Source organism: Mesorhizobium sp. M0904 (assembly GCF_040319475.1).
Lineage (GTDB): Bacteria > Pseudomonadota > Alphaproteobacteria > Rhizobiales > Rhizobiaceae > Mesorhizobium.
Window position 1 is genome coordinate 1 of record NZ_JAMYOC010000041.1, and the last position, 25,500, is coordinate 25,500.

21 protein-coding genes and 4 pseudogenes are annotated in these 25,500 nt (G+C 58.8%); 6 read left to right on the forward strand and 19 right to left on the reverse strand.

Annotated features, from left to right (window positions below):
- Window positions 1–1,428 (forward strand): amidase (locus NKH80_RS29025; RefSeq protein WP_352995294.1); only part of this gene is annotated, 1,428 nt, incomplete at its 5' end.
- 220 nt (window positions 1,429–1,648) lie between these two features.
- A complete protein-coding gene (locus tag NKH80_RS29030) occupies window positions 1,649–2,017 on the forward strand; it encodes a Rid family hydrolase (protein ID WP_352995297.1) in 369 nt (122 codons plus the stop codon).
- 363 nt (window positions 2,018–2,380) lie between these two features.
- Here the strand turns inward: NKH80_RS29030 and tnpC are convergent.
- The 5 genes and pseudogenes from tnpC to NKH80_RS29055 form a co-directional block, all read right to left on the reverse strand.
- Window positions 2,381–3,961 (reverse strand): annotated as a pseudogene (gene tnpC, locus NKH80_RS29035) (IS66 family transposase).
- 69 nt (window positions 3,962–4,030) lie between these two features.
- Entirely contained in the window at window positions 4,031–4,384 is a 354-nt protein-coding gene (gene tnpB / locus NKH80_RS29040) for an IS66 family insertion sequence element accessory protein TnpB (RefSeq protein WP_352995300.1), read from the reverse strand.
- Window positions 4,381–4,671 carry a transposase gene (locus NKH80_RS29045; RefSeq protein WP_352995303.1) on the reverse strand — a complete coding sequence of 97 codons (291 nt, stop codon included), beginning with the start codon at window positions 4,669–4,671 and terminating at the stop codon, window positions 4,381–4,383. The genes tnpB and NKH80_RS29045 overlap by 4 nt, the downstream gene beginning before the upstream one ends.
- A gap of 307 nt (window positions 4,672–4,978) precedes the next feature.
- A complete protein-coding gene (locus NKH80_RS29050; protein ID WP_352995344.1) occupies window positions 4,979–6,130 on the reverse strand; it encodes a porin in 1,152 nt (383 codons plus the stop codon).
- A gap of 315 nt (window positions 6,131–6,445) precedes the next feature.
- Window positions 6,446–7,102, reverse strand: a complete 657-nt coding sequence (locus tag NKH80_RS29055) for an antitoxin Xre/MbcA/ParS-like domain-containing protein (RefSeq protein WP_352995306.1) — start codon at window positions 7,100–7,102, stop codon at window positions 6,446–6,448.
- A 557-nt stretch (window positions 7,103–7,659) separates the two neighbouring features.
- Here NKH80_RS29055 and NKH80_RS29060 point away from each other — a divergent pair.
- On the forward strand, window positions 7,660–7,932 hold the full coding sequence (locus NKH80_RS29060) for a transposase (RefSeq protein WP_352995309.1): 273 nt from the start codon (window positions 7,660–7,662) through the stop codon (window positions 7,930–7,932).
- 247 nt (window positions 7,933–8,179) lie between these two features.
- Here the strand turns inward: NKH80_RS29060 and NKH80_RS29065 are convergent, their stop codons facing one another.
- The 7 genes from NKH80_RS29065 to NKH80_RS29095 all read right to left on the reverse strand — a co-directional run bounded on the left by NKH80_RS29065 (window position 8,180) and on the right by NKH80_RS29095 (window position 15,641).
- A complete protein-coding gene (locus tag NKH80_RS29065) occupies window positions 8,180–9,448 on the reverse strand; it encodes an NAD(P)/FAD-dependent oxidoreductase (protein ID WP_352995312.1) in 1,269 nt (422 codons plus the stop codon).
- Window positions 9,449–9,545: 97 nt separating this feature from the next.
- The gene (locus NKH80_RS29070) at window positions 9,546–10,055 is read right to left on the reverse strand and encodes a helix-turn-helix domain-containing protein (protein WP_352995315.1); all 510 of its coding nucleotides are present in this window, start codon (window positions 10,053–10,055) and stop codon (window positions 9,546–9,548) included.
- Window positions 10,056–10,145: 90 nt separating this feature from the next.
- Window positions 10,146–11,144 carry an ABC transporter ATP-binding protein gene (locus NKH80_RS29075; protein ID WP_352995318.1) on the reverse strand — a complete coding sequence of 333 codons (999 nt, stop codon included), beginning with the start codon at window positions 11,142–11,144 and terminating at the stop codon, window positions 10,146–10,148.
- Window positions 11,145–11,188: 44 nt separating this feature from the next.
- Window positions 11,189–12,205: an ABC transporter ATP-binding protein gene (locus NKH80_RS29080; protein WP_352995321.1), complete on the reverse strand. Its 1,017-nt coding sequence runs from the start codon at window positions 12,203–12,205 to the stop codon at window positions 11,189–11,191.
- Complete coding sequence (locus tag NKH80_RS29085) at window positions 12,202–13,095, reverse strand: ABC transporter permease (protein ID WP_352995324.1); 894 nt, start codon at window positions 13,093–13,095, stop codon at window positions 12,202–12,204. The genes NKH80_RS29080 and NKH80_RS29085 overlap by 4 nt, the downstream gene beginning before the upstream one ends.
- Window position 13,096: 1 nt before the next feature.
- Window positions 13,097–14,035, reverse strand: coding sequence for an ABC transporter permease (locus NKH80_RS29090; protein ID WP_352995327.1), 939 nt, complete (start codon window positions 14,033–14,035; stop codon window positions 13,097–13,099).
- Between the two features lie 28 nt (window positions 14,036–14,063).
- Complete coding sequence (locus NKH80_RS29095) at window positions 14,064–15,641, reverse strand: ABC transporter substrate-binding protein (RefSeq protein ID WP_352995330.1); 1,578 nt, start codon at window positions 15,639–15,641, stop codon at window positions 14,064–14,066.
- Between the two features lie 822 nt (window positions 15,642–16,463).
- Here NKH80_RS29095 and NKH80_RS29100 point away from each other — a divergent pair.
- A complete protein-coding gene (locus tag NKH80_RS29100; RefSeq protein WP_352995333.1) occupies window positions 16,464–17,351 on the forward strand; it encodes an AraC family transcriptional regulator in 888 nt (295 codons plus the stop codon).
- A 94-nt stretch (window positions 17,352–17,445) separates the two neighbouring features.
- On the opposite strand, the pseudogene NKH80_RS29105 reads toward NKH80_RS29100, so the two are convergent.
- The 5 genes and pseudogenes from NKH80_RS29105 to NKH80_RS29125 form a co-directional block, all read right to left on the reverse strand.
- Window positions 17,446–17,755 (reverse strand): annotated as a pseudogene (locus NKH80_RS29105) (aldehyde dehydrogenase family protein); the annotation flags it as partial.
- A 113-nt stretch (window positions 17,756–17,868) separates the two neighbouring features.
- Window positions 17,869–20,904, reverse strand: coding sequence for an FAD-binding and (Fe-S)-binding domain-containing protein (locus tag NKH80_RS29110; RefSeq protein ID WP_352995347.1), 3,036 nt, complete (start codon window positions 20,902–20,904; stop codon window positions 17,869–17,871).
- On the reverse strand, window positions 20,904–22,301 hold the full coding sequence (hglS, locus tag NKH80_RS29115; protein ID WP_352995336.1) for a 2-oxoadipate dioxygenase/decarboxylase HglS: 1,398 nt from the start codon (window positions 22,299–22,301) through the stop codon (window positions 20,904–20,906). Before hglS ends, NKH80_RS29110 begins: the two co-directional genes overlap by 1 nt.
- A 457-nt stretch (window positions 22,302–22,758) precedes the next feature.
- Window positions 22,759–22,950 (reverse strand): transposase, encoded by a 192-nt coding sequence (locus NKH80_RS29120; protein ID WP_352995350.1) that lies wholly within the window; start codon window positions 22,948–22,950, stop codon window positions 22,759–22,761.
- Window positions 22,951–23,230: 280 nt separating this feature from the next.
- A complete protein-coding gene (locus NKH80_RS29125; protein ID WP_352995339.1) occupies window positions 23,231–23,605 on the reverse strand; it encodes a hypothetical protein in 375 nt (124 codons plus the stop codon).
- A gap of 168 nt (window positions 23,606–23,773) precedes the next feature.
- Between NKH80_RS29125 and NKH80_RS29130 the strand changes: the two are divergent.
- Window positions 23,774–23,923 (forward strand): annotated as a pseudogene (locus tag NKH80_RS29130) (helix-turn-helix domain-containing protein); the annotation flags it as partial.
- A 29-nt stretch (window positions 23,924–23,952) separates the two neighbouring features.
- Entirely contained in the window at window positions 23,953–24,033 is an 81-nt protein-coding gene (locus NKH80_RS29135) for an AraC family transcriptional regulator (RefSeq protein ID WP_352995353.1), read from the forward strand.
- Here NKH80_RS29135 and NKH80_RS29140 read toward each other — a convergent pair.
- Complete coding sequence (locus tag NKH80_RS29140) at window positions 24,019–24,363, reverse strand: hypothetical protein (protein ID WP_352995341.1); 345 nt, start codon at window positions 24,361–24,363, stop codon at window positions 24,019–24,021. The two genes, NKH80_RS29135 and NKH80_RS29140, sit on opposite strands and share 15 nt — an antisense overlap.
- Window positions 24,360–25,495 (reverse strand): annotated as a pseudogene (locus tag NKH80_RS29145) (IS5 family transposase). The gene NKH80_RS29140 and the pseudogene NKH80_RS29145 overlap by 4 nt, the downstream one beginning before the upstream one ends.
- Between the last annotated feature and the right edge of the window lie 5 nt (window positions 25,496–25,500).

Below are 25,500 nucleotides of genomic sequence, written 5' to 3' on the forward strand. Positions count from 1 at the left end.
CGTATTCTATCCTTGCGAGAAAATGACATGAGTTCGGAGTTTCTAACCATTTCGGAAGCGGCGGCACTCATCGCCGCCAAGCGGCTGTCGCCAGTCGAGCTAACCAAGATGTGCCTGGAGCGTGTGAGAACGTTGAATGAGACGTTGCATGCCTTTATGACAGTTACAGAAGAAAGGGCCTTGCAGACAGCAAGTGAAGCTGAGGCCATGATAATGGAGAAAGGACCGCAGGGTCTTCTCCATGGCATCCCGGTTGGCATTAAGGACAATATCGATACAAAAGACGTCCTCACTACGTGCCAATCGGCGCAGTTGGTGGACAATGTGCCTGACGTCGACGCAACATGTGCCGCGTCGCTGAGCAATGCAGGCTCGGTGCTAATGGGTAAGCTCACAACTCAGGAATTCGCTGGTGCCGGACCATCCTTTGATCTCCCGTGGCCGCCGGCTCGTAATCCCTGGAACACAGCACATTCTCCCGGCGGTTCTTCCAGCGGCACGGGAGTTGCTGTCGCCTGCGGTATGATTCTAGGCGGTCTGGGATCCGACACTGGTGGGTCGATCCGTATTCCGTCATCGTTCTGCGGTATTGCTGGGGTCAAGCCGACTTATGGCCTTGTTAGCCGTTTCGGCGTCGCCCCCGGCGGCTATAGTCTGGACCAAATCGGCCCGATGGCATGGACGGTCGAGGATTGTGCCATCATACTCCAGTCCATCGCTGGCTTTGATCCCAAGGATCCAACGAGCGCTAACCGCTCGGTGCCGGACTATCGAGTTGGGCTGACGAAAGGCGCAAAGGGACTGAAGGTAGGTCTAGTGCGCCACTTTCACGAGGATGATTGTAAAGTCTCTGCGGCGACGCAAAACGGTATCGATAGCGCGATCGAGATATATGAGGATGGTGGCGCCAGTGTTGCAGAGGTAAAGTTGTCTTCATTGCAGGAATGGTCAGCCTGCGGAATGATCATATATCTCGCTGAGCGTGCGGCCGCTTACGAGAACTTGATGCGTAGCCGACCTGACAAATTTGGCAAGCGTTTTAGAGATCGAATGATCCATGGTACTTTCGTGACCGGCGCAGACTACGTGCAAGCAGCCCTTAGGCGCCGCGAACTCGTTATGGAGCTGAACGAGGCTATGGAGGGCATCGATGTCCTGTTGACCGCTACTGAGCCAGACGAGGCTCCGCTCCTAGAAGAAGCCTCGCATGACGACGATATAGCGGCACCTTGCTTGTCTTTTCCATTCAATGTCAGTGGATTCCCAGCGATGTCGATTTGCAGTGGCTTCGGGGCGACGGGTCTCCCGGTCGCTATTCAGCTGGCCGCCAAACCGTTCCAAGAAGCCACTTTGTTTCAAGCGGCGAACGCGTTCGAAGTGGCTACGAACTGGCGTCAAGCGCGGCCCAAAATCGCGTCTATAGCTTGATCGTCCAGATTTCTCGGACACACCAGACTGCGTCGCGCGGCCTGCTTGCCCAGGTATTCGAGCATGATGGTAAGCTGCATGTCCTGCTCTTGTGTTCAGACGCCTCCTCCTCGTCGTTCTTGCCTACGTGTCTCGTTACCAACGCCTAAGAGCTTTCTGAGTGTGATAGAAGCCGGTTGTCGGGTTGTCTGCATCCAAAAGTTGATCGAAGGATAAGAAAGTGAAAATTGAACGTCTTCCGGGGAAGGCCCTCGGCCGCTCTATCGGTTCGGCATTTGGCCCATTCGTCTTTATTGCTACGGTAGCAAATGATCGAACAGCAAACTTGGTTGTCCAAACCAAGGATCTGTTATCTCGGCTTGAGGACCAGCTCCTCGCGCTGGGCAGCCATAAGGGCGCAATCGTTTCAGCAACGGTCTACTTGGCCGATATGTCGCGAAAAACTGAGTTCGACAACGTCTGGGTCGAGTGGATCGGGGACGACCAGAGCCACTGGCCGCAGCGGGCCTGTGTCGGTGCGGTATTGGCTGAACAAACCGCGGTGGAAATCTCCGTCATCGCGGTTTGTCGTGCCCACATGTCAGCGTAGTCGAAGCCGCCGAAATAAAACTTCAACCGAATGGAGACGGTTCGATGTTACAACACCAATATGAGCCGCGAAATTACACTATTGAAGGGGGGAATGAATGTCTGACGATACTCAAAGAACGACAAATGACTATCGCGACCCCTTCCTTTTTCGCCTCTGGATCCAGTCATTCAGGAGTAGGAGAGATACGTTAGGAAGGTTCATTTACATCGGATGTCTATCCTCGCCCGCCTCATTCTCGCCCGCCTGAAATCGAAACGCCGCAGAAGCTCCTCGGACTGACTGAAGGGCTTTTTCGCCGTGGGTACAAAGAAGACGAAGTGCGCAAATATTGGGATTAAACGTAAGCGCCTTGCCGATCGCCTATGGATTTGGGCTTGACGTTTTCCGGAATCGCCAAGGCATGAGTTCCTCGATGTGGCTCTGCGGATGGCCGTTGATGATGGCGTCGAGGGTTTCGGTAAGGTAGGCGACGGGGCTGACGTCGTTGAGCTTGCAAGTGGCCACGACGGATGAGAGCAGCGCCCAATTTTCGGCCCCGACCTCATGGCCAGCAAAGAGAGCATTTTTTCTGGTCAAGCATAGTGGTCGGATGGCGTTTTCGACTGGGTTAGTGTCGAGCTCGAGCCGGCCGTCGCCGAGGAAGCGCGTGAGCCCTTGCCAATGGGCAAGACCATAGCGGATGTCTTCGGCCAGCTTTGAGCCCGAGGAGATCATCGACAATCGCTTTTCAAACCACGGCTTCAAGGCGGCGATGATCGGGGTACTGCTGTCGGGCGGCGAGCCGAGCTTGTGGCGTCATGCCGCGCACCGTCGCCTCGACGGCGTAGAGCGTGGCGATCTGGCGCACGGCGGCTTCGGCGATCGGGGACTTGGTGTTGCGCGCCAGCTTCACAAAACGTCGGCGCAGGTGGCTCAGCAATGGACGAGCATCCATGGTCCTCGTGGCCGCTCCAGGCGTGTCAGCCGGTCATAGCCCTCATAGGCGTCAACCTGCAGGAATTGTCCGCCGAAGCCTTGAAGGAAGCGTTCGGCATGCTCGCCGCCGCGTCCCGGCGCATAGTGGGACAGCACGATGGGCGGGCCTTGGCCACCATGGCCGCGCTCATCGGAAGCGATTGCCCAGAAGAAGCCCTTCTTGACCTTGCCGCGTCCGGGATCGAGTACCGGCGCGGTGGTCTCGTCCATGAACAGGCGCTCGGCCGCAGCCAGATGCCCGCGCATGTGGTCGGCTATGGGCTTGAGATGGAAGCAGGCTCGGCCTGCCCAGTTGCCCAGTGTCGCCCGATCCAGCTGGATGCCCTCGCGGGCGTAGATCTCGGCCTGCCGGTAGAACGGCAAATGATCACCGAACTTGGCGACGATGACCTGGGCGATCAGCGCCTCGGTCGGCAGGCCGCCGGGCACGATATGCTCGGGCGCATGCGCCTGCACGACGGCGCCCGAGCAGCGCCGGCAAGCGTATTTCGGGCGGCGCGTGACCAGAACACGCAGTTGCGCCGGGATTGCGTCGAGCCGCTCGCTGACATCCTCGCCGATCCTGGCCATCTCGCCGCAGCCGCACGGACACAGCGTGCTCTTGGGCTCGATGATCCGCTCCACTCGCGGCAGATGGGCAGGCAAGTGGCCACGATTGCGCTGGCGCGAACCGGACGAGCCGTCCGAACGCCCCTGGATGACCCGCTGCGCCTTTTCCTGCGCGGCATCGAGCACGCCCTGCGCGATCTCCACGTCTTCGAGCGGCAGGTGGTATTGATCGGGATGCAGCTTCTCGGACTTGGCGCCGAACTTCTCGTGGTTGAGCTGGCTGACGACGCTCTCCAGCCGGCGGCGCGCCTCCTCGCACTCAGCCAAGGCAGCCTGGTGCTCGGCCAGGGCCGCTTGCGTCTGGGCCAGGAGCGCCTTCAAACGCTCGTTCTCTTCCTGGAGAACCGTCAGATTCATGCACTAAATCAAGCACATGAGTGCCGATAACGCCATTGGAGGCAAGGCACCTGAGTCACTGTGCCACTCTCATCCGGCAAGCTGCGGACGCCGTGCCCGCTCGGGGCGAACCAGCCGCCAATCCAGCCCTTCGAACAAGGCCGCGAACATCGCCGGCGACATGCGCATCACTCCGTCGCGAACCTGCGGCCAGACGAACTTCGAGCCCTCGAGCCGCTTGTGAACGAGCACAAGGCCGGTGCGATCCCACACGAAAATCTTGATCCTGTCAGCCCTTTTGGCCCGGAAGACGAAGGCTGCCCCACAGTATGGGTCGAGGCCTAGCATCTCCTGCACAGCCAATGCCAATCCATCCATGCCGCGCCGGAAGTCAACCGGCCGGGTCGCCACGTAGATCTTCAGATCGTTGCCCGGTGCAATCATCGCGAGGCCCGAACCGCTCGGATCACCTGCGACAGCTGCTCCAGATCAACCGCCGTTCGGATCACCATGTCGTCGATCACGATTTCCACCTTCGCCGGCGTCGATTTCGATGGCCTCATCCTCCGCTGAGGCGCCGATGTTTCGTCCACCATCAACTGCGCGAACATCGGCGCCATGCTTTCCGGCAGTGCCAGTTGCCCCTGACGAATGCGACGCCGCCAATCGTAGACCTGCCAGCGGGTCGCACCATGCTTGCGCGCGACCGCCGCCACCTGCACCCCCGGCATCAGGCTCTCGGCCTCAATCCGGGCTCTCTCGGCCTCCGAGCGAACCCGCCGTCCCGTTGGACCGTCCAGAACCTCGAGCCGGCCTGCGTAGCCAGCTGTTGGGACGGCGTGAGCTTCGGAAGTTGTTTCGGTTGCGCAAAAAGGGCGCCCGGGAACAGGGCGCCCTTCTCATCGACGGAATGCTCGGATTGGAGGTCCGTGAACAAGCAATCCGCCGAAAATCTCTACAAGCCTCACAACAATGGCTCAGCCCCGAATTGAAGGCTCGCAGTTAGCGCTTCGAACGCGGCAACGGGCTCTTCAATTCTCAGAACGAGCGCTGGAAGCGGAGCAGGCCGCCGATGCTGTTCTTCTTGTCGGCATTGGTCCAGTTAGAGAAGTCCACATCCCCGAACTTGCCAGCGTGGAGATAGTCGACTTCGGCCGTGATCTTCAGACCAGGAACGATATCGTAGGCGACATTGGCGGCAATGCCGAGGTTCTTCCACTCGTCATACGACGCCTGAAGGTTGAAAGAGGTCTTCTCGTTGAACTTGTAGGTGCCGCCGCCCCAGACGGCCCAGTTGCCACCCCACGGCTTGTAGAAGCCGCGGCCGCCAGCAGGAATAGCGTAGGTCCCATCGGTTAGGTTGTCGTCGGTACCATAGCCAGCCATAATGAATAACGCCAGTTCGTTGGTGGCGTTCACATCCAAGCGGACCTTGCCGGCTACCTCTTCGTAGTTGCTGTCGTAAGCCACGACGCCCGTGATGGCGCCCCAGCCCTGCGTGTACTTCACGCCGCCGACAAGATGCGGAACGTAGCTGTCGATCGTGCCGACGACGCCAGAACCCTCTTCGAGCGATACCACGGCGGAGAAGCCATTGCCGGCGTCGAAGTAGTACTGCACGACGTTGGTGTCGAAATTGCCGTAGGGAACGAGCGTATCGTTGATGACGTTGCCGGCATAGCCGATAAACGTATCGAAGGCCGATTCGTCCTTACCGACGCGCAGGCCACCAAGCTGGATCCAGGCGAAGTTCAGTGTGAGGCCCTTGTTGAAGGCATAGTTCTGGGGACTGTCGGGACCCGAATAGGCGTTGCGGTTACCGAAATTGAATTTGGTCTCGGTGTATGTCTTCAAAGTACCGAGTTCGGTTTCCTGGCCGGTCCAAGTCCTTAGGTCAAAGCGGGCGTTCTTGCGCCAGGTGCCCTGGTCGCTGCCGTCTTGGACGTCGTGGGTCCGCGCCCCGTCGTAGGATCCAACGTCGCCGACGCCGATGTCGTAGCGGACATAGCCGCCGATGCGCAGGCAGGTCTCGGTGCCGGGGATGTAGAAGTAGCCCGAGCCGTACACGTCGCAGATCTTGACGTATTCAGCCGGTTCCGGCTCGGCGACGGTCACCGCGTCGGCGGCGCGGGCGCCGGAAACTGCGATCAGAGCCGCAGCTGAGCCGAGAAGAAGGCTCTTGATGTTCATAATTGATCTCCATTCAATGATTTGAAAAGGGCGAGGACGTCGATGGACGAACCGCTCCCTGTCCCCACGATCGAAAAAGATGCGCATCGCGATGCATCCTTCCCGGCTCGAACGCTATTCGCTGAGCGAATTAGTGCAAGTTCAAATTCCGTCTGCCAACCATATATAGAAGTATCCGTTGCATTATTGCCACTAAATCTATTGTATTACTTGCACAAATTGAACAACTATACATTTGCACAAATCGCACAATTGGTACATCTGCTTGTGCGCACTTACATAATGCGCGGACAGCCATCGGCATCCGGCCAATTGTCAGATAGATTCAATCAGAGAAACAGCCTGGGCGGCGGATGAAACAACTTCTGTGTTCATACCTTCTCTGAGCAATTCGATAGGGACGCGACCCTTGAGAAGAGGCGAGGGGCTGATCAGCCACAGCCAAGCCAGTCTGGGATCGGAGATCGAGGAAAGGACCTGCCTGATTCCGGGCATAGGCCTGCCGTCGATGAACTGAGCCAGGGGAAATACATGCTTACGGGAGCCTCTCCGAAAGGCAACCACATCATTGTGTTGCTGCCACCAATACAAAGTGGACCGCGGTATTCCAAAACGCCTCTCGAGATGCGTCGACCCCGCAACTGGACCGGCCCACTCTGCAATGCGCGCTCCTTCCCTCGGGGAACCTTTCTGAACCGGATGCCCGAGAGGATGATCGGCTGCCCGGGGTCGCGAAGCGATCTCACCCGCCTGGGCGTTTAGCCGTCGCGCTGCTTCGGCCTCGAGCCTACCAAGAAATTCGGCGGCCACGGCGGTCAATTCGTTGGAAGGAGAACCCGAAGGCGCAACAGCAGCCTTGTCACCCTGCTTCGTCTCATCGCATTGGGCAAGAATGCGCTGCACCTCCCTCATGACAAAGCTTGAAAGCTCGGTCTGGCGCTTTTCATCGCCAAGATCACTCGACGCGGACATATCTGGCTTTCCCAATAGCATTCCCTCAGCAAGCCTCCGAAAGAGCGTTAAAGACATGAAGTTTGGGGGACGGCGATGTGTTGCGTTTTCGTATGCTCGCAACCTCGCAGCCGTCTTGCGGCTTCAACTTGTGCCTCTCAACAAAAAAGGGAGATCGTCCATGGAAGACCGTCTTTGCTCCACGAACGAAAGAGACGCTCATCGCAGTGCATCCTTCTCAGCATGACGCTATCTGCAACACGGAGTTGTGCAAGCTCAAAGCTTAGCTTGCCAACCTATCTAATTTAGAAGCTGCGTTTATGCAAGTATTTTCTGAGCGTTACTTGAACAATTTTGAACGCAATCCACGTTTGGACCAACTGTACGTTTGACAGCGACTTTTAGGCACGTATTTACTGGCGGTAAGCATACCTCACCGTTGGCTCATCGCATTAGCGAGAATGTGCTGCATCTCCTTCATCACAATGGGTGAAAGCCTGTCGCGGGTTAGGCGACAATGTCTGCATCTTCCCATGTCATAGCTCTAAACCTCCATGTCGGTGCGTCGTTTTCGGAAGATGCATCTTGCCGACAACCGCGCATCTTGCACCGGAGCGACGGCCAACCAGTTCCGCCTCTTCCTGCGTGCCGGTGCTTGGTCCGCGATGGGGAGGCGCTCGGGCTTTGCCGTCGCTCGGTTCGGCACGCTGCGAGTGCGCCTCATCAAAATCGCTGCGCGGGTGGTCAAAGACGGAATCGCAAATCCGTCTGCACCTAGCGACATCGCGCCCCGACCCGACCAGCGCATCCTGCAAAATGTCCTCGACCGCATTCCGCAACTCGCGACATAACGATGGGGAGCAGACGCTCCGAAACGAACAATCGAACCCGTCGACCGCAACCTACAACCCCCCAGCCTGCCAACACGACGGAGCACTCCCGGTGCCCAACGGGCAGCGTGGAAATGCACCACAACCGCACCACAGCTTCATTTCAGGCCGTCAAAAGTTTATCGCCCCAAATCGGGGCGGATAACACTCAGCGGCCGCAGGTCTCACCTCGTGTATATGCAGACAACGTGCCATCGCTCTACGGATCTTACGCGGCTCTCGGTCTAAAAGAGCGCAGAGGCGCAAATGGAGCTGGATCGACGGCTAATGGTCTATTGTCAATCATGTCGGCGAGCAGCTTTCCAGATGCTGGCCCTAATGTTAGACCCCAATGACCATGGCCAAAATTAAACCATAGTCCCCGGTGGTTCGGAGCTGCACCGATCATCGGCAGTTGATCAGGGAAAGTAGGCCGGCGTCCAAGCCACGGCGAAGACTCTACGGGTTCAGCAATTGGGAATAGCTCTCGTGCGCGAGGAAGGACTCTCCTGACAAGCCGGTCGCTTGCGGGTGCGTCAAAGTGGTCAAGCTCCACACCAACACTCAGTCTTATGCCTTGATGCATGGGCGATATCACGAAGCCGTATGCATCGTCCTTCACTGGGCGACTTAGGCGGGCGCCGCATTCGGGTTGAAAATGAAGATGGTATCCCCGTTTGAAGCCTAGCGGCAAACTATAGCCGAGCGGCTTTAGCAGCATCTTTGACCAGGGACCTACTGATATCACCACATTGTTTGAGTGTATGATGTCGTTCTGTGATTCCACACGCCACGTACCGTTCTTGTGCAAGCCAACCCTAGTGACATCCATCTGCCTAAACTCACCCCCGAAACGCACAAGCGCACCCGCATAGGCTTTTACAAGCTGATCAGGAGCTTGCGTATGATACGCGCCGGACCAATAGAGACCTCCTGCCGCACCTGGTTTCAGAAATGGCTCGAGTTCAGTTATTTCCTCGGTTGAGATAATTCTGAAGGGATAATCGGTCATGAATGATAGACGCTGCTCGCGCGAAATGGCATCGAGCTTTGCTTTGTCCCGAATGATGGAAAGAAATCCCACATCGCGCAGCAAATGAGACGAACCTGAGAGCTCCGCGAGGCGCACATGCTCAGCGATCGCGGACGAAAAGAGTGGCTGAGACTGCAAGGCAAGGCGCCATAGATTCGAGTCCGACGACGCCCGCCACAAAGCCCACAACCAGGGAAGAGTGCTAGGTAAGGCGAAGATATTCTGACGGAAAAAGGGCGTTCGATTCAAGATAACTGGTGCTAGTTGCAGAAGATTTCTTGGAATTGTTAATTGACCATTCAAACCACCAATAATACCTGCGTTACCGTAAGACGTTGAAGTTTCAGATCCGGGTGGTTGACGATCAACCAAAATGACCTTCCTGCCAAGGACCTGGAGTTGAAGCGCGGTTGCCGCCCCAACGATTCCGGCTCCAATAACTATTATGTCAGCGATGTTCTTCAAGTGGAGGCTCCCAAAAATATAGGTTCCATCTTTTAATCCCCTATACGGCCAAATAACATCGTGGCGATGTTGAACGACCTAAACTTGATTAATGGGCTCATTGCAAGTTGGCCTCGTCTGCTTCGACGCCGGTCCGAGTTGACCGCCCGCAAATGTAGGGCTTGGCCATCTGCTCGGTGCCGAGGTGGTTCCGCAGATGGCCAACGACCTTACCAATTCCACGGGACTGGCAAGCGCAACTCCCGTCGCATCGAGCGCAGCACGCCTCGCGAAATACACTAGGGGTTAGGCCAGTAAATCGTCTGAATTGCGCCGAGAAGTGGCTTTGACTGGAGTACCCACAAGCGAGGGCGACCTGAGCGAGGGCCTGACCCTCGGCAATAAGTTGCTTACAGCGTTCAATGCGTCGCTTCGTCACAAATTGATGCGTTGTCTGACCCATTGATTGTTTGAACATGCGCGCGAAGTGGAATCGACTAAGACCTGCAATGGCCGAGAGCTCGGATATCGTTATTGGCGTGTCGAGATTGGCGTGGATGAAATTCAGAACTTGCCTTTGCGCAGTTGGCGTCAGGCCACCCTGTTTGTCACTATGCTTGTCCGACATACGCGTCACCGTGCGAAGGTAATAGAAGCCACAGGGTTCTAGTTCCACTTTATGGATGGCCGTTAGACGCACAGGCGCGATCACGACTCGTTATCGTGGGAGTTGGTGCAACTGGAGATGCAGTCGCTGTTCTAATGGCGGGTCGGCCTCGCGCCGCCCAAGCGGGAAATGGCATCTGAAGCTGTGCTTCGTGTCGTCCGGGTTTATTGAAGGTTCGGGGAAGACGCGGCTGCAGATATCCTGCGCGTAACGACAACGGGTGTGGAACTCGCAGCCGGATGGCCGCCTCATCAAGCTCGGCACCTCACCCTTGAGTTCAATCCTATTGAGCACCGCATCCGGGTCAGGCTCGGGATTGGCCGCAAGCAGCGCCTCTGTGTAGGGATGACGCGGGTGCTCAAAGATACGCTCGGTCGACCCGACCTCAATAAAGCGACCGAGATACATGATCGCCATGCGATCTGTCATGTGGCGCACGACATTGAGATTGTGCGTGATAATCAGGATCGCCATGCCGAGTTCGTCCTGAAGCCGCGCGAGAAGATTGAGCACCTCGCCCTGCACCGAGACGTCGAGGCCGGCGGTCGGCTCATCGGCAATAATCAAATCCGGATTCAGCGCAAGGGCTCGCGCGATGCCCACGCGCCTGGCCTGACCGCCGGAAAGCTGATGGGGATAGCGGCGAGCAAAGTCCGCCGGCAAGCCGACCATGCGCAGCAGGCGCTCCGCTTCGCCACCGGCATCGCGATCCTTTAGTCCGTGGATCCGAAAAGGCTCTGTCAAGAGCGATCGAACGGTCAGCCTAGGCGAGAGTGATCCGACGGGGTCCTGGAACATCATCGCCATGCGCCGCAAGTAGGGCTTGCGTTCCGCCCCGCTGAGTTTCTCAATTTCCTGTCCGTCGAAGCTGATGCTGCCGCTCACAGCCCGCTGCAAGCCGATGATCGTGCGCGCGATGGTGGATTTGCCTGAGCCGCTTTCACCGACAAGGGCGAGCGTCTCGCCCTTGCGGATTTCAAAAGACACCCCGCATACTGCGTCGATGAAAGGGGCTTTCGTCCCGGTTGCCAGCGCCTTCAGCGGACCCATTGTGCGGAACCGGACCCCTAGGTCCTCAACCCGAAGCAGCGCGCTCACGCCGAAACCAACCGCTCTTCGTCGAGAAGATGGCAGCGGGCGACATGGTCCACACCGATGCGGTACTCGACGGGGTTCTCTTGCACGCAGCGGTCGGATGCATGTGGGCAACGTGTGCGGAAGATGCATCCTACCTTGCTGCCGAGTAGGGTGGGCACCTCACCGGGAATGGTCGGCAAAGTGCGCGTGCTTTTTTTGATACGCCCGGGATCGCACTCAAGTAGCGCTCGCGTGTAGGGGTGAGCAGGATTGTGGAAGATGTCCCGGACCGCCCCCTCCTCCACCACTTCGCCCGCATACATGACCGCGACTCGGTCGCACAACTCAGCCACCGCTCCGAGGTGGTGGGAGACAAAGAGAATCGAGCAACCAATTTCTTTTTGCAGATCCTTGAGCAAATGAATGATCTGCACTTCCAACGTTGCATCAAGCGCGGTGGTTGGCTCGTCGGCGACGAGGAGCGTTGGTTTCACAAGAAGCGCCATGGCGATGCAAACGCGCTGACGCATGCCGCCAGAGAAGTGATGCGGATAGGCGCCAATACGACTTTGCGGATCAGGAATTCCGACCCGGTGAAGCATTTCGAGGGCACGAGCGCGCTTTTCGCCCCGGCTGCCTTGTTCGTGATGCTGAATATCGATCATCTGGCTCTCGATGGTCCGCACCGGATTGAGTGCGGTCATCGGATCCTGAAAGATCATGGAGAGACGATCGCCGAGCAGGCTCCGACGCGCCTGAGCGGACATTTTGAGCAGGTCTTTACCTTCGAACAGGACGCTGCCGGCTGTCACATCTGCGTTTTCAGAAAGGAGGCCCATCACCGTGTAGGCGAGCGTCGATTTTCCGGATCCACTTTCGCCGACAATTCCAACCACCTGTGTGGCCGGGACATCGAGCGAAACGTTACGCAGGGCATGGACGCGCCCACGCGGAGTACCGAAATCGAGATTGAGCCCGCGGATCTCAAGAAGCGGCCGGACGGACGTATGCTGTATCAGATCGTCGCGTGTCATAGGTCTTTCCGCAATTTGGGATCGAATATGTCGCGCAGCGCCTCACCCAGAAATGTGAAGCCTAGCGTTGCGAGGATGATCGGGATGCCGCTAGCGATCACCAGCCAAGGGGTCTGGTTGATGTAGCTATAGCCATCGTTGAGGATCACTCCCCAGTCAGGCGTCGGGGGCCGTACGCCCATGCCCAGAAAGCTGAGACCTGCTTCCCAGGCGATAACGGCCGGCACATCCATGCTCACGAGGATGAGAAGGGGGCCGATCACATTGGGCAGAACATGCACGCCAAGGATGCGCGTCGTGCCTGCGCCCATGCTGCGCTCCGCAGCTATGTACTCACTGCTGAGCAGCGCCTGTGCCTGCGTGCGCACGACGCGCGCATAGATCGGCACCGACGTTATTGCGATGACAAAAATGATACTGGCCAGACTTGGGCCCAGAAGAGCGATGATTGCCAGCGCAAAGATGATGCCCGGGAAGGAGCGAATGGTATCGAAGATGAGCAGGAGCAAATTGTCCAGCCAACGCGGCCCGAAGCCTGCGATGAGACCAAGCACGACGCCGACCGCCAGCGCGCTGCCGAGGGAGGCGAAAGCAACGAGGAGCGGGATGCGCCCGCCCATGATGGTGCGAGAAAACGTGTCGCGGCCCAGTTGGTCCGTGCCCAGCAGAAAATCCAGTGAAGGTGCGGCCAGACGCGGCCCGACCATGATCCGGATCGGATCATGCGTGACAATCAGCGGAGCGAAGATCGCGCTCGCGAACACGAGCACGACGAGCACGGCTCCAAGCATGCCCAGACGGTTCTTGCGCAATTGCCGCAGGAAGGTGCGAAAGGTGCCGATATCAATGGTCTCGCTGCGTTCGGGACCGATAGCTTCCATGATCACCATGTCAGAGCTTTTCCCGGGTTCGCGGATCGAGGAATGCGTTGACCACATCGGTGAGCGTCGTAGCGGCAACGATAAGGAACGTCGTGACGAGCACGACGCCCATCACAATCGGATAGTTGCGGGTATTGACCGCGTTCACAATCAAAGCGCCAATGCCAGGTCTCGCAAAGACCACCTCGATAAAGACCGCGGACGAAAGAAGCCAAGCGATGCCCACCCCGAGTATGGTCACGGTCGGCAGGATCGCGAGCGGCAGCGCATAGCGCGCAACGATACGCCATTCTGAGATCCCGAAGGAACGAGCCATGCGCACGTGATTTTCGCCCAAGATCTCCAGCATGGATGCCCGTACCAGCCGGGAAATGTAGCCAATCCAGCCAATCCCGATGGCGAAGCCCGGGAGAATGATATGGATAAGTCCATCCCAGAAGCCGCTACCCGCTCCAATCGCTGGCAACCAGCGCAGAGTCACGGCAAAAATCAGTAGCGCTAACACTGCCATCACGAAGGAAGGAATTCCGATCGTGGCGACCGTCACGACGCCGGCCACCTGGTCGACCAAGGAGTTGCGCCACATCGCGGAGTAGCAGCCGAGCGGCACGGCTATCACGACCGCCCATAAGATCGAGATCAAAATCAATTCGATCGTATAAGGTAATTGGTCGAAGACTATGTCGGCGACAGCCCTCTGGCTGAACACGTCATAACCGAGATTGCCATGAATCAGCCCTCCGAAGAACTTGACGATCTGCACAACGAGTGGCTTATCTAGTCCCATCTGCTGCTGCAGCATCGTCTTCATTTCGGGTGTCGCCCGCGGGCCGAGCAGGACCGCGGCAGGATCGCCTGGCACAGCCCTGATCATTAGGAACAATAGCGTCACCGCGATCGCAATAATTGCGACCGCGAGAGCGATTCGCCTGAGGAGGTAGAGCCACATCTTCTTGGTCAGACCACGTCGCTCAAGCCTAAACCGGCTTGAAATCAAGATACAGCGGGCGACCATCCGCACGGGTCGCGGCTTGGGTCTGCGTGGTGCGATACATGAACGGATCGGCACCAGGGGTAAGGAACCGGTACGCGCCGGAATCCTCCATGAGATCCTGCAACTCGCGATAGATTTTCGCCCGCTCGTTCGGATCGCTGACGGTGCTCCCCTTAGCGCTAAGCTCGTCAAAACGCTGGCTGCGGAAGCGCTCCCAGTTCCAGATGCCCACTTGATCTTGTACGAACCACGACGTTGAGTAATGGGGATCGGGCAGACTGTTGAAGTACATGACGGTGAGTTGCAGTTCTTTCCAGCGATCGCCTTCGGATTCTATACCGAGAGTCCAGAACGAGCCGGAATCCTGGACATTGACCTCGAGCCTGATCCCAATCTGCGACAATTGCGCCTGCACCGTCTGAGCTATGGTCGAATAGGCGGTGTCGTTCAGGCAATCGATGGTCAAGGTCAGATCGCTCACACCGGCCTTTTCCAAGAACTCCTTGGCCTTTTCGAGATCGCCTTCCGGTGGGACGAGCGCCTTCTCGCGATGCCCGACAATGCCTGGAGAAATAGCGCCTGTGGCTACGGCGGCCTGGCCCGCATAGGCGGCATCTAGGATCTGCGGCACATTGATCGCCCATTGAATAGCCTTTCGGACATTGATGTCCTTCAGCTTAGGGTGATCCATATTCATGCCGATCCAGATGGAACGGAGCGAGGGCTTTACCTCAAGCTTGGTGTCGGCGGGCGGATTGCTCTTGAAGTTCGCCAGCGAATCCAGACTGATACCAGTGAAATCGATATCGCCCGCCTGATAGGCACGCTCCGCCGCCTTCTCGTCGCCAATCGGGATGATGCGTATTTCGTCATAACCCGGCTTTGGCCCAGACCAGTCCGGATTGCGTGTCAGCAGCATATATTGGTTTAGCTGCCAGTCGGCGAGCACATATGGGCCGGAGAAAGCCGGCGGCTTGGTGCCGAAATTACCGCCATCCTTGGTTGCTGCCATCACTGCATGCTCAGAAACGATGTGGCCCACGCCAAAGGGGAGTGCGATGTTCCAGAGCGGCACGAACGGCGCTTTGAGTACAATCACGCCCGTGTAGTCATCCTCGATTTCGACGTGATCGAGCGGACCCCAATCGGGATTTGGCTTATTGAACTTGATGACGCGCTCAAACGAAAATTTCACATCCTTCGAAGTCAACTCGCCATGGCCGCCAGTAAACTTGATGCCCTTTTTTAGACGGAAGCGGATGTGGGTGGGATCGACCTGCTCGATCTTTTCTGCCGCCTCCAGTTCCCAGCCCCAGTCCGTGCCCGACTTGTAGCGTGTGAGCTTCGAATAGATGCAGTTCATCACGTCGACACCCGTGATTAAGTACCAAGCAGGGTCAAGCGTACTGATTTCTACGGGGGAACGGACCTTGAGCACCCTGCCCTGGGCTGCCCAAATGGCTTGAGACAATGGCATGCCGGCAGCGACAATGCCCCCGCCGAGCGCGGCGCCTGTCTTAATAAAGGCACGGCGAGTCACGCCGCCCACGGTATCATTCATAATCTGGTCCTCCCGTTATTGAAGCGCTTCCCACTCGTGGGGCCGCTTTCGTCTTGGTTGCGTATGCTTAATTGCGCACCGGCGCGTATGCTTGATGTTGCCTCTATCGCGGTTAGGGCGGAATAACGCCTTTGAACGACATCGACCTTGCTCCAATTTGGCTTCAGGGCTCCAATTTGGCTTCAGGCTCGTCATTGTATGCAAGGATCGCGTTTCCGGAAGTCGAAATAAAATCACGCGGCAGGATACTTTTTTGCGAATGATCGGGGCTATCCTAGGAACATGGTAAGAAAGCTCAGCGTTGAGTAATGAGGCCTTGGCGCAACGTGGCTCAGCTTCCGTCGCGCCCACGCGTGCCAATCGTGCGGCCTTCGTCGTATGCGTACCGGGCAGCGACAGCGACTGGCGGACATAATGCTTGCCTATAATCTGCCCCGGCTGGTCCTCTGTGATGAAGATCAGCTCGGAAAACTAGGCAGGCGCCATGATCATTGATGCCGGCTAAGACGCTCTTGTGTCGTGCCGGGTCCGAGTTTAAACGATGTTTGGGAGCATATTCAGGCGACCCAAGCGCCACGAACTTGTCCTTTAACAGCGGTAGCACGGTTGTCGCTTCCGTTGTCCGGTCGCTGCCGTAGAACTGAGGTCGCAGCGATAGAGGGAGCCAGGAACATCGCTGAGCGAATATATTGATGGCCATTTCGACAGGAAGAACCCGGGCATCATCGAAAAGGGGCACATCGCAGTGCCGCAGCGGCCGAGCGTCGGTGTAAAACCCGAACCCGGTATGTTCGGCAAGCAAAGCGCCATATATGGTGTCTGATGAACGCCCCAGCTAAGGTCAATGCCGAGAGATCGATAGCCTTTGCAGAACATGCTGCGGCATTTCACAATCGGTTTGAACTTGCGGTCCCGGTCTTACCCGGTTTCTCCCATTTAGCGCTTCTCGCTTATATCGAGCCGTTCCGAATTGCGAACACGGTGTTGAGGCTACCGCTTTTTCGATGGCGGATTGTGGGCTTGAACTCGCGCCCGGTCGAGGGTGCCAGGGGCCTCGCCATTTCTGTTGAGGCCACCGTTGATGAGCTGGCGTCCAGCTCGGAAGATCGGAAAATACGCCAACTCGTCGTGGTCGCGGGCGAACCTATCGAAGGACAGTTGACGCCGCAACTGAGTGGATTCCGCCTGATGGCCCGACGTGGCGTTTCGATGTGCGCGGTAGGAACCGCGACATGGCTGTTCGCACAGACAGGCTTGCTATCAGGTACGCGCTGCACGATCCATTGGTCTCGCCTTGCGGCTTTTTCCGAGGTTTTCCGAAAACCAGCAATCCGGGAAACTCTATTCGTCAAGGATGGGCAGTATTCCACCTGCGCCGGCGAACTTGCCGCATTCGATTTGGCGGTGGATCTGATTGCTGATCATGCCGGCGGAGCCATTGCGCAAGAGGTCTGCCGCCACGCTATCGTCGATGGGCAGCGTCCCCGCTCCAATCGCCAAACTGCTCCGTCGGGAATTTCTTATTCCAACGTTAGCCATACTCTCACATCCGCAACATGGTCCGCGAATTCCGACGTGCTGTATCGCACGTTTGACGAGCCGGGGACGAGACGTCGTACTGCCGTCATCGAGTGCACACCGTCTCTAGGAGGAGACGTGAAAAGGGCGTCTAAGCGACATTGTTGTAACCAACGCTCACCGCGAGGATGATGACTGAACATCAGCCCAAACCTGGCCCGATCCAGACTGGTACATCCAAGCGAGCCTGTTGTGGAGTCTTGCCTTGGATGGTTTTGAAGCACTTAGAAAATGCGCAGAAGATGTCGATCATCTCCTGGACCTGGCCTAAGCCCTCCGATGGAATTTTGCCCACTTCGATGGAGACGAGACGTCCGAGGTCATCCTTGGCCGTCCTAAGCTCGTCGCCAAGTTGGCGGATCAGTTCACCGCGATTCGGTGCCGGGACCAATCGCCACTCGAAGAAGGCCGAATGAGGGTCGGCGGTTGCGGCATCGACGGTTTTCAGTCGCTATCGTCTCGCCCGAGATTGGGGATTTCACGACAAGCTCGCCGTCGTTAAGAGCGGCGGCGTCGGCGCCACAGCGGGCGAGGATGGCGGCGACCTCGTCGACGAGCGAAGGATTGGTGGTCGGTGGACGTTGGAAGTCATAGTATTTCCTCTGAACATTGGGGTTGGGGCGCCATCGCCACCGCGGCGACAGGCGGGCTATCTGCAATCCGAATGCCGCAAGAACGTCGCGCATCGAGTGGAAGCGACGCGGGTGCCTCCGCTCCGGGCCAGATGCTCGATAAGCGCTTCGGCCGGATGTCGCGGCCTGAAGCCAGCAAAGCGCTTGGCTTGGCACCGGCAGGAGAAGCCAGTTGCAAGAACCTGGTCTTCGCGTTTGTCAGCAAGTCGCGCCATCCAGCTCATCGCAAAGAGTTTTTCCGACAGCACCGCGTGCTCCCGCTCATGACCGAACAGGCCGGCCATTCCGCAACATCCGGCCGAGGGCGTTTCGATGCGAAGGCCGAACGTCGAGAAGATGCGCTTCCAGTGCGCGGAGGCGTGTGGATTGGCCGTCTTTTCCGTGCAGTGGAGAAAAAGCGCATAGATCGGGCCGTAGGATCGCGGGTCCCGGGCGCCAATATTACCAGCCTCGATTTCTGCCGCGAGGAAGGACTCGAGAGAGCGCACACGTGGCCGGCGGTTGCCTCCGTCGGAGTCGGTCGTTCTATCCATTTGGTACTCGACCTCATGCATCAGGACGGCGACGGGCTCGATGCCGACGACAGGTAGACCCGTGTCGAGCAAGCGCCCATGGTATGCCCGCGCCGAGCTCGCGGTTCGGGTGAAGCGATCGAGCATTCCAAGAACGTGCAGGGGTTTCCCGTTGGGCCGCGCCGTGATCTGATGAACCTCGTAGCCCAGCGCTCCCAGGAGATCGCGTGCTGCATGAACCACATCGCCATCGAAAGCACCCGTGAAGGTGTCCTCGACGAGAAGCACGGTCCGTCGCTTCACATCGAGGGGAAGACGCGACCACGTGCCGATATCCGCATCGGTAGGCATTATGGCTCCGCGCGCCGGCCGGAGTGCCGGCAGGTCGACAAGGCCGGCCACATGCTCGGTCAGTCGCAAAAACGAGGCGGCGCGAAGCAGCGGATTGGCGAGCCATGAAACGCGGCGCGCTGTTGGAAGGGCAGCCTCCATGCGTGCGACAAGATGGTCGCGCAGGCGGCGGCGGTGACGACGGTGATAGACATCGAGGAACTGCGCCTTCATTGCCGGAATGTCGACCTTGATCGGACACTGGCTCGAACAGGCCTTGCAGGACAGACAGGTCATAAGGGAGGCGTGGAGTTCGTCCTCGATGGCAGCCAAGGGGGCTGGCTCCTGCCCGCGTTCCGCTTCGCTGCGCAACCTTGCCCACTCGCGCAGCAGGGCCGCCCGTCCCTTCGGCGATTGCCTGCGATCACGCGTCGCCTTGTAGGAGGGACACATCGGATCGTCCGCATCCCAGTTGAAGCAAGCGCCATTGCCGTTGCAGGCTAGCGCCCGTTCGTAGCGGTGGGAATGCTCGGGTGCGATCGCCCGGTCGAATGCGCCGCGCAGAGGCACGTCGTCGATGCGGTCGACGTGAGCGTGACCGTTCGGCGCCGCAAGTTTACCCGGGTTGAGGATGTTCTGTGGATCGAATACGCCTTTGATGCGGCATAGCTCCTCATAAAGCTCCGGGCCAAAGAAGAAGGGCGAGTATTCGCCGCGAAACCCGCGGCCATGCTCTCCCCACAGCAAGCCGCCATATTTCTTCGTCAGTGCGGCAACCGCATCCGAAACCGGGCGAATGAGAGCAGCGTCGGCCGGGTCCTTCATGTCGAGTGCGGGTCGCACATGCAGGCATCCGACGTCTGCATGACCGAACATGCCGTAGATGAGGCCATGACTGTCGAGGATCGCGCGAAACTCAGCCACGAAATCCGCGAGCTTCTCCGGCGGCACGGCCGTATCCTCGATGAACGCGGTCCCCTGCCGATTGCCGCCCAGCCGTCCGAGCAGGCCCACGGATTTCTCGCGCAACGACCACAGCTGAGCCATAAGGGCGGGATCGCGTACCACCGTCCAGTCCAAGGCGATTTCCGGGCTCTCTGCGAGGAAGGTTAATACGCGGTCGAGGTTCGCCTGCAGCTCGTCGGCGCTATCGGCAACGAACTCGAGGACATTGAGGCCGCAAACCGGCGCGGCGCTGGCGCCGCCGAGAATGTCCCCGAGATCATTCCATAGGATATCTTCCCTGGCCAGCGAGAGCACCTTGTCGTCGAGGATCTCGATCGCAGTCGGATCGGCGGCTATCAGCCGCTGGACATCGGCCAGCGCGGCCTTGAAGGAGGCATAGCGAATGCCGACGGCGGCTCGGCAAGCAGGAAGCCGGCGCACGCGCAAGGTCAGCTGCCTGGTAATGGCAAGCGTGCCCTCGGAGCCGGCCAGCAGATACTGGAGGCGAAACCGGCCGCTGTCGTCCAGCACACTCTTCAGGTTGTAGCCGGTGAGGCCACGGTTCATCTCGGGAAAGGTGGCGCGAATGGCGTCGCGCCGTTCGCTGACAACGCGATGCACCTCCCGATGGATGCGCCCGGCAAGCGTATCCTGTCCGGCCATGGCTGCGAGGGCGGGGGGGTCCAGGGTCTTGACCGAGAGCGTCTCGCCATTGGCGAGTACGACATCCATCTCCTCGATGTAATCGGACGTCTTGCCGTAGATCCGTGATCCCTTTCCGGAGGCGTCCGTCGCGGCCATACCACCGAGCGTGGCGCGCGAGGCGGTCGAAACAGTCGGAGGAAAGAAGAGGCCGAGCGGCCTGAGAAAGGTATTGAGCTGGTTGAGGACCACCCCCGGTTCTACGGTGACAGTGCCGGCTTCGACATCCAGGGCGACGATCCGGTTCATGTGCCGTGAGGTGTCGATGACCACACCGGACGTCAGCGACTGTCCATTGGTGCCGGTTCCTCCCCCGCGCGCCGTAAGCGGAATTCGACCAAAATCGCCTGACGCGGCGAAATTGACGATGCGATCGAGGTCATCTCCCTCGCGCGGATAAAGGACAGCGAGCGGGACGAGCTGATAGATGCTGTTATCGGTGGCAAAGACGGTTCGGGTAGAGATGTCGCGCGCGATGTCGCCGCGGTAACCGGAGCGCGCCAGCGCCTCCAGGAACTGCGAGACATCGGCCGTCTCGCCCTGCCCGATCCGCCGCGCTTCCATCACGGCGTTTTGCCTGCCGCCTTGCTCAACTGCGCCAATGCGTCGTCGATCGACTCCTGTTGCGCCTTGGCGTAGAGGTCGAACTCGTCGGCGACCTTCGCCCCCAACCCTTCCTCGAAGGCTTGGCGGTTGGCGCGTTCTGCATAGTTCTGCTGGTCGTCCGAGCCAAGATTCGATTGAAAGATGCCGGCGGCGCTGACCGGCAGGAAATCCTCATAGATGATCGGATCGAAATGCAAATAGCCGCGAGCGACAAGTTGATCAAACGAAGGCAGGACCTTCTCCCGCGCGACGGCGGCGAGACCTGTCGGCGTTGGCGAATAGCGGAAGTAAGCTAGTCCCTGGTCACGCAGTTCGCTCCAGCTGTCAGGAAACGCCTCGAACGTCTCTGTCAGTCGGCTCTCGTAAGCACCGGCATGAGAGCCTGCCACGCCAACCTGGACGCCGCGGCGAACCGAATCCAGCAACTCGTCATAAAGCTTGCGTCCACTCGGTGTGAGCGCTACGCCGCGCTGCTCGATCTCGCCGAATCGGGCCGTGTGCCTGCCCTCAACTAAGCCCTTCTCCTCGGCCTTGAACACGATCCGCTCCTCGAGCGCCTTAAAGCTGGTCTGGCGAAGCAGAATCGGACAGTTGCGACGCGGCGGGCCTTCAATGACGGCCTTGGGCGTGATACCGCGTTTGGGCATGCCGACCTGCACGGCGTCGATGTCGAGCGTGCGCGGCGTCAGGTGATTGATGTGCGGTCCGCGGAAACTCACCACGTCGGCGATCAGCCGGTGCGCGCCCTCAAGCGTATTGTAGGTGGCCAGCGTCACGGTAGCATCGCTGTGCCAGCGGAAGGTTTCCAATACCTCCAGCACGAACTCCTCGGCCTCGGCTTGCTCAAGGCCGCCTTCGGCCTCGAAAACCGTAACGAGTTCGAGGGCGCGAGGGGTGAATATCTGTCGATCCGACAGGATACGCGCTGCCTTTTTGCGCAGCCCTTCGTCCTCAGTCAGTTCGAGGCGAAGAAGCGAGGTGAAGACGCGGAACGGATTGCGTCGCAATGCCTCGTCCTCGACAGGGCGGAAGGCGGTGGAGTGCACAGGCACGCCAGCGACCGAAAGGTCATAGTAACCGACCGGATACATACCGAGCACCGCGAAGACCCGGCGGATGGTGAAGAGCTCTTCCGGCGTGCCGAGCCGAATGGCGCCGTGACGCTCGACACCAAGTCGGTCCAGCTCGCCGTTGCGCCGCAGTGTCTGCTCCAGTTCGGGGTCATTGGCCAGTGTCGCTGCGTTGATTTCGGTTACAAGATCGACCAGGGCGCCATATTGCGGTACCTCGGCGCGGTACATCTCCGACATGGCTTGGGAGAACAGCGACCGGACCTCGTCGGCGTGGACTTTCATCAAAGATATTCTGCGTGACTTTACTTGAGCATGCATGGTCATCCGGACTTCCTGAATGCCGACGGGACGAAGAAAAAGTTGCCGCGCCGCGGCTGCTTAGGTGATTTGGATGCGATCAAACCATCATTTGGCTGGCTTCGATATCAACATCTATTCAGAAGTTCATTCCGAATTGGAATGAATAAAAAATTGAGACGGCTAGGGTCAGGACTTTGGTAACGGGGCCGTTCATGTCAACGACGAGGCGAGGCCGCCGACGAAAGGCGAATTACTGAGGCGGGAGGAACTGCCATCCGCCACATCCGGTGAAGGACAACGCCAATGCGCCGCGCGAGGGCAACCATTGCTCTCTTGGCTCCCCGGCGCTTTGCGACCTGCACAGCCCAGGTTCTGAGCCATGAGGCACGCCCGCGATGCATCATGAATGTTGCCGCCTAGCACAACGCCCGGCGCAAATTTACGTCGCCTGCCTTGGTGATACCACCAATGACATCGCGCTCACAGATTGGTGTCGCGAAGGTGTCAGGCCTACCCACGGTCCGACACGTTTCAAAGACCTGAAGCGGGTAGGGTCATGGACTGCGGATTTGAAGGTCAGAGCGACAACCGCTCCTGGTCCCGCGTCATAATGCCCATCTGGATGCGTTATTGAAAGTCAAGGGCCTTTTGCTCGAACTTGGTGATGACGGGCGCCTTGAGTGCCTGACGCACCTCGATCAGACGCGAATCTTCGATATCCAGTCGTTTGATGACCCGTGGTGCGCCTTTTCGATATTGCTCGGCTGATGCCGGCGGCAATCTGGCGAAGGACCGTCGCGGAGCTTAGATTGAGCATCCTGGCGGCTTCGCCGCGCTCGGCCCATTCGCCATCCCGGTAGACCGCGATGCCGTGCGTATTGCGGAAGCTCCGCACACGCGACTGCGACCATCTATTCGATCGACCTGTCCACTTTCCTGCCCGGTTGAGTAGTCCGGCAATGGCCTTGTCGGGCATCAGTCGCGCGCAGGCCCGGATCAGCTCTATACCGCGTTTGACCCCGCCGGTCCTTTCTCACCGTCAGGCGGGTATGATCGCCGCCCTGCCAATGCAACAAGAGATGAATCTGGTCACCCTCGACGTGTGCCACGACCTCGCGCAACACGACCCCGATGATGCGCTTACCTGATAGCAAGCCTGTCTGGGCGAACAGCCATGTCGCGGTTCCAAGCGCGCACATCGAAACTTCGTCAAGGATGGGCAGTATTCCACCTGCGCTGGCGAACTTGCCGCCTTCGATTTGGCAGTGGATCTGATTGCTGATCATGCCGGCGGAGCCATTGCGCAAGAGGTCTGCCGCCACGCTATCGTCGATGGGCAGCGTCCCAGCTCCAATCGCCAAACTGCTCTGTCGGGAATTTCTTATTCCAACGTTAGCGAAAAACTGTTTTCAGCAGTTCAAGCCATGGAAGCGAACCTTGACGAGCCCTTGTCAATGGACGCGGTAGCGAAGCATGCTGGCGTTTCCAGACGCCAGCTTGAACGGCGTTTTATCACCACCGTCGGTCTCACCCCTGCCAAGCATTATATGAAGCTCAGAGTTGACCACGCCAAGCGACTGATCGAGGGCACGCGAATGCCTCTGGTAGACATCTCGCTGTTGCCTGCGGTCTTGTGTCTTCCTCGCACTTTTCTAAGTGCTTCAAAGCGATCCAAGGCAAGACTCCACAACAGGCTCGCTTAGCAGGCTGTTGAAGAAGTCTGGCGTACTGCCTTGAGGATGGCTTCATCGCCGTTGTGGTAGGCGAATGTGATCTCGATAGAGCCGTCGTCGAGCAATTCGGCATGGCCATCGCCTGTGACGTCGTCCATCTCGTCACATCCGCCCCATGTGAAGTGAACTATCGAGGGGCCGTAGCTCAGATCGAGGCCGGCTTGCAGGGCGCCAAAGGCGATCTCGCCGTTGTTGTCGGGTCCGATGGTGATGGTTGCGGGTCCACCGAGGTTCAGGTAACCGCGATCCCACAGATCGGCTTCGATGATCCGCCACCGGCCGATCAGTTGGCAGCCCGCGGGCGCGGTCATTTCGGCGCCGCCAAGAGCTTGGGCAGCCGCACCAGATTGTAGGCGGCGGCCGCGAAGGTGAAGGCCCATCCAACGCGGTCGCGGCCGCGCAACTTGGTCTTCTCCTGCCCGGCGACTGTCTTGATCCAGCCGAACGCCTCTTCGATGCGCTTTCTGATGCGCTGGCTGACGGCATAGCCACCGTGGCGCGTGGTCCGGCGATCGATCGCGGAACGGCGGCCGTTCGTGTTCTGCGCCACGTGCGGCGTCACCCTCATCGAGCGCAGCTCGTTGACGAAGTCCTCCGCGTCATAGGCCTTGTCGGCGCCGAGCGTGATCGCTTGCGGCCGGTCGGCGCGAGGTTCGATCATATGCAGGGCCGCCACTCGCTCGCCATGCCCGTCGGCCAGCGTCAGACAGGCATCGACCAGCAGGCCATGGCGGTTCTCCATCAGCCCATGTCCCATGAAGCACAACCTAGCCTCCTTGCCCCGCCCTTTGCGGTAGAGCCTGGCATCGGGGTCCGTGGTCGAGGCGTGCGTCTCGTTCGACCGTCTCTCGCCGTGAAGTCCGCTTCCGCGTTACGCCCGCCGTCCTGAGCCGGCGGCTCACCTGAGTCATCTTCGCCCGAACCGCCCTTCGGCTTCACGCTCTTCATCGACGCCCAGGCCTCGATCAGCGTTCCGTCGACCGAGAAATGATCCGTGGAAAGGAGCTTCTTCACCTTGGGCTGCGCCAAGACTGCACTTAGAAACTTCGCTGCGACGTTGCCCTCAAGCAGCCGGTCACGGTTTTTGGAAAACACCGAATGGTCCCAGGCTGCGTCGTCGACACCGATGCCGACGAACCAGCGGAACAAAAGATCGTATTCCAGCCGCTCCATCAAAAGCCGCTCCGAGCGGATCGAATAGAACGCCTGCAGCAGCATCGCCCTGAGCAGCTTTTCCGGCGGGATCGACGGCCGACCGATCGGTGAATACAGCGCCGCAAACTCCCGCCCCAGCGCCGAAAGGGTCTCGTTCACAATTGCCCGAATGCGGCGCAACGGATGATCGCGTCGCACCCGCGCCTCCAGGTCCACGTAGCTTATATGAGGAGTGTCAAGGCCTTTAGGGCTCCGCTTTTTTGGGTCCGTTGGTTTTACGGTATCCATGGTCT